The following is a 12,349-nucleotide window of genomic DNA, read 5'->3' on the forward strand; positions in this document are numbered from 1 at the left end:
CTGGATTGCCCGCTGGCTTCAATCGTGGCGGGCAAAGGCCAACCAGCGCCGTTCCGCGCGTGAAAACAAAAAAATCAACATAAAGGTACACAGCAAATACAGCGCAGCCGCCATCAGAAACGGAATAAACGGCGAATAAGTGGCTGCATAGAAAGCCCGTGCCACACCGGTGATATCAAGCAATGTGACGGTACTGGCCAGTGAGGTGGCATGCAGCAAGAACACCATTTCATTATTCAATGCCGGAATACCGCGGCGTAATGTCGCTGGTAATACCAAACGGCGAATGATTTGCCACTGACTCATACCAAAGGCTTCGCCAGCCACCCACTCCTGACGCGGGAAGGTCACCATCATGCCCGCCAATAGCTCCGCAACATAAGCGCTGGTATTGAGCACCAACGCCAGTGTGGCGCAGAAAGTCGCATCACGGAACAGCAGCCAAAAGGGTTGGTCGTCCTGCCAGCCTAACTGCACAATGTCAAACTGCGACAGGCCATAGTAGATAAGCATGAGTTGCAGGTAGAGTGGCGTGCTACGAAAGAAATAAGTCACACTGCGAATCAACCAGGCCAGCGGACGTGGGCCGAATGCTTGCCCAACGGCCATCACCAGCGCCAGCAGTAAACCGGGCACGACTGACAGCAAAAATAACTTGGCAGTCACCGCCAAACCGGTCATATCAGAACCGTCGCTATAGAGGAATGTCGGCACCGCTTCCATGATGGTTTGCAGATTCATGAGCGCACCCTCGCAGCCGTTGAGGTTGACAGTGCATAACGCCGCGCCAACAGGCTAAAGCCCCAACTGGACAGCGCGGTAATCACCATATAAATCATCGCCACCAGGAAGTAGAACAGGAAAGGTTTTTGTGTTGCGCGCCCTGCCTGCTCGGCCAGCCATACCATATCTTCCAAGCCCAAAATCGAGATCAAGGCAGAGGCTTTCATCAAACCGAGCCAGTTATTATTGATGCCGGGAATAGCAAAACTGAGCATTTGTGGCAGCATAATCCGCCGAAACACTTGTCCGGGGCGCATGCCGTAAGCCACAGCGGCTTCCAACTGACCACGATCCACGGTTTGAAAAGCGCCACGGAAGGTTTCGGTGTAATACGCACCAAATACAATGCCGATTGCCAGCACGCCGGAAACAAAAGTATTGAAGCGAACCGGCCCCAACCCCAGCAGACCAAGAAAACCATTTACCAACATTTCGCCGCCAAAAAAGAGCAGCAGCATAATGACCAGTTCGGGAATACCACGCACTAATGTGGTATAGCCGGTAGAGATCCAACGTAGCCAGCGCGGGCCAAACAGCTTGATAACCGCATTGATCAGGCCGAGTGCGAGTGCCACGGCCAGTGACAACAGCATCACGCACAGTGATAAGCCCGCCCCTTGTGCCAGTAACGGCAAATAGTCTGCGACCATTATCGACCTCCCAAGGCTAACAAACGACAACCGGGCCTGTGTGCCAGAGCCCGGTTGTGGCAAAAGTCACGGCAAAAAATCACTCGCCGTAAATATCGAAACTAAAATACTTTTTCTGAATGGCGTCGTAAGTACCATCAGCACGAATAGCTTTTATGGCCCCATTCAGTGCATCGCGCAAGGCCGGGTTATCTTTACCGACGGCGATACCCACATCAGATGAGATGGTTTCGTCTTGAATAACCGGCCCGGCAAAAGCAAACTTCTGCCCGCGTGGCGTATCAATAAAGCTGCTGGCGGCCTGAATATTATCCTGTAGCGAGGCGTTGATCCGCCCTGACATCAGATCCAGATAGACATTATCCTGATTGGCGTAAGAGACAATTTTGACCCCTTGCCCACCCCAATGTTTTTTTGCGTAAGTTTCATGAATGGATCCGGTCTGCACTCCGACAGTTTTCCCTTTCAGACTGGCAACATCAGGTGACAATGGGCTACCTTTGCGCGCCACTAATTGTGCCGCACTACGGTAGTAGCGATCGGTAAAGTCGACTTCTTTTTTGCGCTCATCAGTAATACTCAGCGAGGCAATAATGGCATCGAACTTACGTGCATTCAGTGCGGCAATCATACTTTCAAAAGGTTGTTTGACGAACACACACTTGGCATGCAGGTTGTCACATAATGCATTGGCGATATCAATATCAAAACCGGTGATCTCGCCGCTGGGTGCCAGCACATCAAACGGTGGATATCCGCCGTCCACACCAAAACTGATAGTTTCTATCGTCTGAGCCGCTACGGGAGCGGAAAGTATCAAGCCAGTCAATAATGCAGCGAATGTCTTTTTCATTATTAAAATCCCGGTGTTGGCAAAGATCAGAAACGAAGTGAGAGGCAGGTCAAGCCGCCATCCATTTTTTTAAATTCACTGGTATCAAGTTGGATAATAGGCATCCCCAGTTTTTCAATTTGCGCCAAGGTATCAGGATAACCTTGCGGCGTAATCAGTGTATCGTTGATCCATAAGGTATTACCGGCGTAAGACTCCGCGTCGGTAATCACAATAGTGTTAAAGCCAGCAAAGGCCGGATGGTGTTGGTAATCCTCGGTTAGCAACAAGGTGTTGCGGCCCACGTAGTTAACAATGGATTTCAGGTGCAGACCGGCGCTCACTTCAATGGCGGTCACTTGATAACCATAGCGCCCAACCGCAGCAGTAAACTCGCTAATTCCCGCTTTATCGGTGCGCGACGTCAGCCCGATAAAGAACTGTTTATCGACTAATAACACATCACCGCCATCAAGATGTCCCTGATGACTCATGCGAAAAACAGGGCGATCGGTGAACAGTGGCTCAATGGTGTCCACTTCGCCCTGACGACTTGGCGCTCCGGGATGAGTTATCACTGCCAATTCTGGCATCACCACCGCCGTATCTTCGACAAAGTGAGCATCTGGGAAGGCCGGAACCGCCGGTAATATGGTCACTTTCAGGCCAAGTCGCAGCAAAGTATCGACATAAGCCAGAAATTGTTGCCCGGTGGCGGCAATATCCGGCGCGCCCAATTGGGATGTTGTCTGGCCGCTACCACAGGTGTCAGCAGGAAGTCTGGCAATGGCTTGAGTAAAATGCATAAGCGATTCTCTTGATTGGGAGCGAAACTATTGATCTGATTATTAAACAGATACTGTCACCAATCAGGTTGAATCAGCCCGTTGCGACTATACATTTACGCTGTTTATAATTTCCCGCACGACCTATTCCGCTGTCAGCAAAATGAAACCACCGATTCCCATACGCTTTAGTTATATACTGAATGATATGATTCAAACTGTTTGTATTGATTTAACCAAGGGCTTCAAATGAAAATATTAACCCTCGTGATGCTCACACTATTACTGGTCGCCTGTGCCAATACTGGCCATGTTGGGGTGAGTGGCGGTTCAAGCGGCATCTCGAGTATCAGTATTGGTACTGGCGTTCGCCGGTAGGCTGGTTTCCCAGCCCCGACTGTTGGCGAATTTATGGTTTTTTCACGTCAGGAATGTCAGTGGAAAAACGGGCTGAAATGGCATCCCGTTCATAACCTTGCCGTTGAGTTAAAATAGAATACATTTCGGGCCGACGGCCATAAATCCAGCGCCGTCCCGTGCTGAGTGGGATTAACGACAAATCTAATTCAGCACTGACCATCACATCGGCAGCTTCCCAGGTTTCATTGATGATACGGCCATAAGGGTCCAGTATCATGGCATTGCCGGTACGAACTTCATCATCATCCGCGCCAATACCATTACTGAAGAGAATAAACAGGCCATTATCATGCGCACGGGCTGGTAACCAACGCATTAACCATTCCCGACCATTTACACCGCGAATAGCCGCCGTCATTTCCGCTGTTCTTTCCGCGCGTTGATCCCAGAGGTCGAGTGGAATAGGTTTCATACCATATGGGCTGCGTGAATGCGTTCCGCCAGTTTGATGCGGTGCTAATAATATATCAGCGCCAAGCAAGGTGGTTGCGCGCACATTTTCCACCAAATTGTTATCCCAGCAGATAAGAATGCCGACTTTGACTCCCCAGGGAGTATCAAAAACCGTGTAAGAATCACCGCTGCTGATAGCTGAGTGTTCAAAAGCATGCAGTTTGCGGTGCGTGTGCACCGAGCCATCAGGCATACAAGCGACATAAGCATTATAGAGTCGCCCGTCGTTCCCCTGTTCTATCAGGCCGACACCAATCAACATTTGATGTTTCAGCGCTAAAGCCCGCACCAAAGCAAGCGATGGGCTGCTTTCAATCGGCTCAGCCAAAGCGGTAACTTGCGCTGCCGTCAATTTAGGCACATGCCAATATCCCGTAATACACATCTCTGGGAAAGCCAATATTTTGATGTTTTTCAGGGCTGCCTGTTCAATAAATTTTTCAATAATCAATAGGTTGTATTGCTTATTGTTGGCCTGATGCTGGAATTGTACCGTTGCTGCTGTGATTAATGGTAATTCAGTCACATTATCCTCCAAGGATATCTATTGCTGATTTTCATGACTGGCATTACAGCAGCGCTATTGATAACTTTATAATGAATGATTTTCCTTTTTTGATTACCAACAGGAATGAATAAGTGAATATAAAGTTGCTGAAAGCCTTTGTGATGCTCGCGCAAAAAGGCAACTACGGGGATGCCGCACAGGCCCTGTGCGTGACGCAACCGGCACTGACCAAGCAGATTAACTTGTTGGAATCGATGCTGAATATTCACTTGTTCACCCGTGGGCGACATGGCGCGGCGTTGACACGCAGTGGGCAACAATTACTCGCACAAGCAGAGAAAACGGTCAGTCAATCCGAGTTCTTTTTGCAATCTGCCGCCCGCGTTGCTCAGGGTATTGAAGGGTTGCTCACCATCGGGTTTGGTCTATCGACTTTCTATACCGCGCCACATTGTATCGCCAAATTCCGACAGCAATTCCCCGCGATTTCTATCACCCTGGAAGATATTCCCTCGGCGCAACAATATGCGTTATTAACGCGCGGTGAACTGCAAATTGGCTTTGTGCGTGCTCCCCCCACATTGGTATTGGATTTTTATCCTTTATTTGAAGACCGCCTGGTGCTGGTGACACCACAAAATAAAACACACGCCCCCGATGAGTGGTTAAAATATCTGCCATTGCTGCGTTTATATACTGAGCGTGGGCGTGGACTCAATGCACAAACCGATCTATTTTTGCAATCAAACCAATGGTATGCGCCCACGACGCAAGAAGTTGAAGATATTCAGACCATATTGGCGCTGGTGATTGCTGGTATCGGCGTTGCCTTATTACCGCAAAGTGTGGTGCATATTGCGCCGCCTGGCATGAATATCATGCCACTCAGTGGAAATAATCTCAGTTGGCAAGTGGGCATCGCCTGGAATAGTGCTATTGCGGATCTGGCGCGAGATAACTTTATTAAGATGGTGGCAAGTGAATAACGAGCAAAATATCGTAGGATATCTCGCCCGCTATTATAGGGGATATTAACGGAACGGTGGCTCGTTAAAGGTCCGTAATTTGCGAGAATGCAGTTGATCACCCTCTGCGCGCAGCAAATCTATGGCCCGAATACCAATCTGCAAGTGCTCGGAAATGGCTCCTTCATAGAAGTGATTCGCCTGCCCCGGCAGCTTGATTTCACCATGCAACGGTTTATCTGACACACACAGTAATGTGCCGTAAGGCACCCTGAATCGGTACCCTTGCGCCGCAATCGTGGCACTTTCCATATCAACCGCCACCGCACGACTTAAGCTAAAACGCAGTGCAGAAGCCGAGAAACGCAGCTCCCAGTTACGATCGTCGGAAGTTACGACCGTTCCGGTACGCAGCCGTTGTTTAACTTCAACCCCCGGCATACCGCTCACCGCTTTGGTGGCGTCATATAATGCCCGTTGAACTTCAGCAATACTGGGGATCGGAATATCCGGTGGCAGCACCGCATCCAACACATGGTCATCACGCAAATAAGCATGAGCCAATACATAATCGCCAATCGCCTGGCTTTCACGTAAACCACCGCAATGCCCGATCATCAGCCATGCATGTGGTCGCATCACCGCCAGATGGTCACAAATGGTTTTGGCATTCGAGGGGCCGACGCCAATATTCACCAGCGTGATGCCATGCCCGCTTTCTGCGATTAAATGATAGGCCGGCATTTGGTATTTTTTCCACGCCAAATCAGATGTTGTCTTCTCTGGCTCGGCATTTTCAGCGGTGATGTAACTGCCACCGGCGCAAGATAGTGCCTTATAAGGGCTGGATGGATCCAGAATCTGCTGACAGGCCCAACTGACAAACTCATCAACATAGCGGCTGTAATTAGTAAATAGAATATAGGGCTGAATATGTTCTGCCGGTGTACCGGTGTAATGTTTGAGTCGTGCCAGAGAAAAATCAGTGCGTAGCGCATCAAAATGCGATAGTGGGAAATCTGCGCCGGCAATATCAATACCGTCAGTGATGCCATCACAGATTTTAGCCAAATCGGTGGTCGGAAAATGCTGGGCCAGCCCTGCGGTCATCGAGCGGTCGAGAATGAGGTCGGAGCCATCGATAACAAAGGGATACGGCATTTCTTGTTGTGACGGTGTCACTTCAAACACCGCATTGTATTCACTTTCGAGTAATGTCAGCTGTTCAGTCAGATATTCTTTGAATAAAGTTGGCCGAGTGATTGTGGTGCTGTATTGACCGGTGCGCGAAAAACGGCCATAAGCCCTGGTGCGTTGATGATCGCGGAATCGGCCATCCCAACTGACACTCAACTGTGGATATGAAAATAAGCCCTTCGCCCGGTCACCCACATCAGGCAAAGCCCCATCGCGAATATAGGCGCTGATAGCATCACGCAATGCGCTCAGCGCCGCCTCGTATAATGTCTCCAGCCTCTCTATCGCCTCAACGGCCGAGAGATGAGTTGTCGCTTGTGATTGATTCACGGTATTTCCTTCCGTTGGCTTTGTCAGCAATCTGATTTGCTGTTTTGATAATCTAAATGTCTTAGCGCGAAAATACTAATGATTCAACATCTACAGAAACGTATACTTGCCGCAAGCGCCCACCGCAAAACGATACCGAGCCAGTAAGATGAGCGAAGCAAAAAACAGTTGGGTTACCGCCAGTGATGTTGCCAGGTTAGCGGGTGTGTCTCGTTCCGCGGTTTCACGCACCTTTACTCCCGGAGCCTCTGTTTCAGAAAAAACACGCCAGCGCGTTCAGGCCGCGGCAACTGAACTTGGCTATCAGGTCAATATTATTGCGCGCTCAATGATAACCGGCAGCAGTAATTTTATCGGATTAGTGACAGCGGGTTTTGATAACCCATTTCGCAGTAAATTGCTGGCTCCATTGGCTCATAATCTGGCGATTCAAGGGTTTATGCCGCTGTTGATGAACGCCGATGACCCCAAACAATTGGAACCTCAGCTACGAGAGTTACTGAGTTACCATGTGGCCGGTGTGATCCTAACCTCTGGCGCTCCCCCCCTCTCGTTAGCCGAAGAGTATCTCGCCAGAAAAATCCCTGTCACCTTGATCAATCGCCAGACCGAACTGGACGGAGCGGACCAGGTTTGCAGTGATAATGCGCAAGGTGCGACCTTGGCGGCCCATCATTTGTTAGCTCAGGGGGTGACTGTCGCCGGGTTTATTGGTGAAAATGCCCACAATTTCAGTACCCGCCAGCGCCATCAGGGGTTTGAGCAAGCATTGACAGCCCACGGGCAACCACTCGCGAGCATTTTTTGTGAGAGAGGTGGTTATGAAGCGGGTTGGGATGCTGCTGCGGCCTTAGTCGCACAGTGCCCTGATCTCGATGGGCTATTCTGTGCCACCGATATGCTGGCAATGGGCGCAATGGATTATTTACACCGCCATCTGCCCCAGCAACCGATTCGAATCATCGGTTTCGATGATATCCCACAGGCAACCTACGCCGCCTACCAATTAACGACTATCCGGCAAGATACCGACTGTTTGGCGCAAACTGCGGTAAATTTACTGGTAAATCGCATTCGTCGCTTTGAACAACCGTCGGTACAAAAGACCATTCCAGTGGAATTGGTTGTTCGACAATCAGCATAAAATGAATGATTTGTTTTATGTGCAAGTGATCACGGAATAATATTTTCATTATCGCCATTATCATGTAGCAGAGTTGTTATCGGCTACATAAGTTTCTTTGTTTGCACACGAGTGCAAAATTAGCAAGGAGTATTGGATATGACCAGATTAAGCGCGACGGACATTGATTCCCGCTATCAATTTGCCTGTGATGTCGCGAAAGCTGCTGGCTTTATGGCATTCGGTTTTTACCAGCAACGGCAAGAGTTAGAGATACAACACAAAGGTAATGATTTGCAAGATGTGGTCAGTATGGCTGACCGCGAAGTCGAAGCATTGACCCGCAATATGATTGCACAGCGCTTCCCAATGGATGATTTCTTGGGGGAAGAAACCGGCGGCGGTCATGCCAATGCCGCTTGTACCTGGGTGGTTGATCCGATAGATGGAACCGCCTGCTTCCTGAACGGGCTGCATACCTGGTGTGTTTCGGTCGGTGTGATTGTCGATGGCGAACCGGTTATTGGTGTGGTTTACGATCCCAATCATCAGGAACTGTTTCATGCCTGCCAGGGTGGCGGTGCATTTCTCAATGGTAAACCTATCCAGGTTCATCCGGGCAAAGATGTACGCGATGGAGTGATGGGAGTTGGCACCTCACACCGTGTCACGCCAGAGGATTTCCTACCCTTCCTCAACCATTTGCTGCATGCCGGAGGAATGTTTATGCGCAGTGGTTCCGGCGCATTGATGACCGCGCAGGTGGCTGCCGGGCGGTTGATTGGCTACTACGAGCCCCATATGAATGCGTGGGACAGCCTGCCAGGGATAGTTCTGGTACGTGAAGCCGGCGGCATAACCAATAACTTTTTGGCTGATGGAGGGCTGCAAAAAGGCAATGTGGTCTTGATGGCCAACCCACAGGTTTATCAGCAACTGACTGAGTTTGTTAAACAGCCATTGAAGTCATAGCTGATCGAAGTCGTGGGCGGTGCCTACTACTTACTTACTACTAACTTACTGTCTGGAACAGCAACATCATTCTGATTATGTACCCTACACACTCACAACAATATTAAGGATGAATCGCTCCCCTTACGGAATCTCGGGAGAATGCTTAATCAGCATGCACTTTGCTTATCCGCTATTTGGAGTGAAATTATGTCTGGTATTTTCGCTTTCTTTAAAGCTGCACCGGCGATAGCCCCGCAAGGGGTGTTTAATGAGAAGAAGTTTATCACTCTGCGCTGGGGCACGTTTTTGTCGATGACGGTGGCTTATGTGATGTTTTATGTTTGCCGTCTCTCTTTTACCGTCGCCAAAAGTGCATTGGTGGAAATTGGCATCACCCCAACCGAATTGGGCATGATTGGTTCGGCGCTGTTTTTCTGTTACGCCATCGGTAAGTTAGTTAATGGTTTTATTGCTGACCATGCCAATGTCGTGCGGTTTATGAGTTTGGGGCTGCTGCTCAGTGCCGGTATGAACTTTATGATGGGCACCACTACCAATGCCCTGCTGCTGACACTATTTTGGGGTATTAATGGCTGGGCGCAATCAATGGGAGTCGGCCCTTGTGTGGTTTCATTAGCCCGTTGGTATGGCGATAAAGAACGGGGAACGTTTTACTCCATTTGGTCAACGGCACACAATATTGGTGAGGCTGTCACCTATATGGTTATTGCCGCTGTTATTGCCGGTTTTGGCTGGCAGTTTGGTTATTTCACCACCGCCATGCTGGGCGTGGTTGGGATTGTCCTGATTTTGCTGTTTATGACTGACTCGCCACAAAGCGCCAGCTACCCGCCTATCAGTGTGATTCGAAATGAGCCAGAAAGTGTGGCTGAAGAGAAAACCTCAGTATTGAAAAGCCAACTTTGGTCACTGCGTAATCCGGCATTATGGACACTCGCATTAGCTTCAGCATTTATGTATATCGACCGCTATGCGGTGAATTCTTGGGGTATTTTCTTCCTGCAACAAGCGAAACAATATACCACGCTGGAAGCATCAGGCATCATCGGGGTAAATGCTATCGCCGGTATATTTGGCACTATTATCGCCGGTATTTTATCAGACAAATTCTTTCCGCGTAATCGCAGTGTTATGGCCGGAATAATAGGTTTATTAAATACGTTTGGTTTTGCCTTAATGATATTTATGCCTCGAAATCATTATACCGATATACTAGCGATGATTATTTTCGGTGCCACAATAGGTGCATTAACCTGTTTTCTTGGCGGCTTGATTGCCGTTGATATTTCATCCAAGAAGGCTGCCGGCGCAGCGCTGGGCACGATTGGCATTGCCAGCTATGCTGGTGCCGGGTTAGGTGAGTTTATTACTGGGGTTATTATTGATAAAACCTCCGTGATAGAAGCAGGCAAAACACTTTATAACTTCCATATATTATCAATATTTTGGATTGTTACCGGTTTGCTCTCCGCCCTGCTCACTTTTATTACCGCAGGTATTGTAGCCAGAAGACAAACAACAAAACAGGTTGAGAGTCTGACATGATACTTTATTTATAAAACAACTTATTTATAAAACAGCTTATTTATAGAGTAACTTATTTATATTAAAAATATAGCTGACTTAATGCGGCGTTCCAACCTATTTTACCGTGCCAAAATTGATTAAATGTTGCTATTGCAAAAGGTGTTGTCACGTCTGTTGTCTTTGGGTCAGTCAATAATACCCTGTAACGGAAAAACCAGTTTCGTTGCAGGGTAACTCCTGAGAACCCGCTTTACTGGTAAACAACGCCCCATTTTGCCACTTATTCCCGCGTTTGATTCCCCTTCGCTGATCTTAAAATAGTCGCTGTCGCAGATAACACTTTATTTTCTGCTTTGAAAAGGTCTCTTTTGCGTGGCGAAATCATTTTTACGCAGTGGTAGTTTGGACGATATTCTGGCGTTGGGCGAAAACGGACAACCGGTTTATGCTGCTGCACTTCAGATTAGAGAGGCATTGCGTCTCAAGCAACAGCAGCCGATTGCCGATTGCCTGGCGATCCCTCAGCTCAATGAACAAGGTGACCGTATTGACTGGTATGCGCCAATTGAAGGTAAAGTCACCTCATGGGTTGCGGCCAGCACCACAGAGCGAAAATCCGCGATAAAACAACTGTCTGCCTGCCTCTCCAGTGCCAATGATTTATGTCAGCGTGCGCAAAAATCAGATAAGGCCGCTCAGCGGTTATTCGGTGTGTTACTGGCCAAAACCCTGCAATTTCCCGATCAGAATCATGTTTATCTAGTGGCAGGCAAACCGGTACTGACTTTTTGGGGATTTGTCAGTCAGGATCAGAAAACACGAACTGACCCACTCGATTGCTTACGACAAACGGCTGAAGCTATTGAGCCGACGTTCTCACCACTGAGCGTTGCACCACCTGCACCGGTCGCGCCGCCGGTTGCCGCGATTAGCGAACCACTACCGCCAGTCGACATTGCGCCAACCATCGAGCCGACGCCAGAACCCGCACCGCCGTCGCTGCCTGAGAAAAAGACACCTCGTTGGCTGCGCTTTAGCTGGGCATTGCCCGTTGTGGCATTAATTATCGCCTTATTCGTGCAATTCAGTGGCGGAATACCGGAAAGTGCTTCAGCGGCTCCAGAGGTTAAGCCTGCGGTGGCTAAAGATAAGGTGGCTGAAGATAAGGCAGTTAAAGATAAAGCCGAGCCTGAAGCCAGCACACCGATTATCAAGATGACTCAGCCGCAGTTGGAGCCAAAACTCCCGCTAGAACATGCCACTATTGTTCCCCCGGCACCTGTCGTAGTAGAACAGCCGGTTGCTGCACCAGAGTTAACTGCCGCACAGAGCAAGAGTGCGCTGATCCTCCCGTTCGATGCGGTCAAGGTGGGTTCGACCGCCTTCCTTAATGGCAACTGGCGCGTCAGCCCCGATATTAAAGCCGCCCAGACCGGTAGAGCACCGAGCCTGAAATATCAGATTAAGAATGGTAAAGGCACGGTAAAAATTACCCACGGTGACAACGTCACCTGTCAGGCCAATATTACCGCCGGACTCATGAAGTCGGGGAATTTGGTGATTAACAGCCGCTATAGGGCGCAGTGTAGTGATGGTTCAAAATATCAAATGCCTGAGATCGTCTGTAAGCAAGGTCTTACCGGTATTGCTGATTGCAAAGGCCGTTATGATGCCAATACCACACTTCCAATGACGATGAAGCGCGAGACTAAATAATATTATGCTGGCAACGATCACTGACTATAAACAGAAAATTTCGCTGATTCAGAATAGTGGCATCCAGTTTTTGGACTTCGCATTA

General features: G+C 49.0%; 13 protein-coding genes. 7 read left to right on the top strand and 6 right to left on the bottom strand.

All coding sequences use genetic code 11. The annotated features are described in order from the left end of the window. Positions 1-18: 18 nt before the first annotated feature. The 4 genes from ACNSO8_RS19010 to ACNSO8_RS19025 all read right to left on the bottom strand — a co-directional run bounded on the left by ACNSO8_RS19010 (position 19) and on the right by ACNSO8_RS19025 (position 3,071). Positions 19-741: an ABC transporter permease gene (locus ACNSO8_RS19010; RefSeq protein WP_019083111.1), complete on the bottom strand. Its 723-nt coding sequence runs from the start codon at positions 739-741 to the stop codon at positions 19-21. After that, positions 738-1,433, bottom strand: coding sequence for an ABC transporter permease (locus tag ACNSO8_RS19015; RefSeq protein ID WP_019079416.1), 696 nt, complete (start codon positions 1,431-1,433; stop codon positions 738-740). The genes ACNSO8_RS19010 and ACNSO8_RS19015 overlap by 4 nt, the downstream gene beginning before the upstream one ends. A 79-nt stretch (positions 1,434-1,512) precedes the next feature. Continuing rightward, a complete protein-coding gene (locus ACNSO8_RS19020; RefSeq protein ID WP_013649902.1) occupies positions 1,513-2,286 on the bottom strand; it encodes an ABC transporter substrate-binding protein in 774 nt (257 codons plus the stop codon). A 26-nt stretch (positions 2,287-2,312) separates the two neighbouring features. After that, positions 2,313-3,071, bottom strand: a complete 759-nt coding sequence (locus ACNSO8_RS19025) for a dimethylarginine dimethylaminohydrolase family protein (protein ID WP_418395528.1) — start codon at positions 3,069-3,071, stop codon at positions 2,313-2,315. Positions 3,072-3,299: 228 nt separating this feature from the next. Between ACNSO8_RS19025 and ACNSO8_RS19030 the strand changes: the two genes are divergently transcribed. Next, entirely contained in the window at positions 3,300-3,428 is a 129-nt protein-coding gene (locus tag ACNSO8_RS19030; protein ID WP_019079415.1) for a hypothetical protein, read from the top strand. 31 nt (positions 3,429-3,459) lie between these two features. Here ACNSO8_RS19030 and ACNSO8_RS19035 read toward each other — a convergent pair whose 3' ends face one another. Then, the gene (locus ACNSO8_RS19035; protein ID WP_019083110.1) at positions 3,460-4,449 is read right to left on the bottom strand and encodes a nitrilase family protein; all 990 of its coding nucleotides are present in this window, start codon (positions 4,447-4,449) and stop codon (positions 3,460-3,462) included. A 113-nt stretch (positions 4,450-4,562) separates the two neighbouring features. On the opposite strand from ACNSO8_RS19035, the gene ACNSO8_RS19040 reads away from it, so the two are divergent. Then, positions 4,563-5,417, top strand: coding sequence for a LysR family transcriptional regulator (locus ACNSO8_RS19040; RefSeq protein WP_418395529.1), 855 nt, complete (start codon positions 4,563-4,565; stop codon positions 5,415-5,417). Positions 5,418-5,462: 45 nt separating this feature from the next. Here ACNSO8_RS19040 and ACNSO8_RS19045 read toward each other — a convergent pair whose 3' ends face one another. Then, positions 5,463-6,923 (bottom strand): AMP nucleosidase, encoded by a 1,461-nt coding sequence (locus ACNSO8_RS19045; protein WP_019079412.1) that lies wholly within the window; start codon positions 6,921-6,923, stop codon positions 5,463-5,465. A gap of 148 nt (positions 6,924-7,071) precedes the next feature. Here ACNSO8_RS19045 and ACNSO8_RS19050 point away from each other — a divergent pair, with 148 nt between their 5' ends. From ACNSO8_RS19050 to ACNSO8_RS19070, 5 genes are all read left to right on the top strand, one after another. Further along, the gene (locus tag ACNSO8_RS19050; RefSeq protein ID WP_020424080.1) at positions 7,072-8,067 is read left to right on the top strand and encodes a LacI family DNA-binding transcriptional regulator; all 996 of its coding nucleotides are present in this window, start codon (positions 7,072-7,074) and stop codon (positions 8,065-8,067) included. A gap of 138 nt (positions 8,068-8,205) precedes the next feature. Beyond that, complete coding sequence (locus tag ACNSO8_RS19055; RefSeq protein ID WP_418395530.1) at positions 8,206-9,018, top strand: inositol monophosphatase family protein; 813 nt, start codon at positions 8,206-8,208, stop codon at positions 9,016-9,018. A 189-nt stretch (positions 9,019-9,207) separates the two neighbouring features. Beyond that, on the top strand, positions 9,208-10,566 hold the full coding sequence (locus ACNSO8_RS19060) for an MFS transporter (RefSeq protein WP_026018217.1): 1,359 nt from the start codon (positions 9,208-9,210) through the stop codon (positions 10,564-10,566). Between the two features lie 354 nt (positions 10,567-10,920). Beyond that, positions 10,921-12,264, top strand: coding sequence for an SrfA family protein (locus ACNSO8_RS19065; RefSeq protein WP_050916700.1), 1,344 nt, complete (start codon positions 10,921-10,923; stop codon positions 12,262-12,264). A gap of 4 nt (positions 12,265-12,268) precedes the next feature. Next, on the top strand, positions 12,269-12,349 hold an 81-nt coding region (locus tag ACNSO8_RS19070), incomplete at its 3' end, for a virulence factor SrfB (protein ID WP_418395531.1).

It is taken from the genome of Yersinia sp. LJYL362, assembly GCF_048323875.1.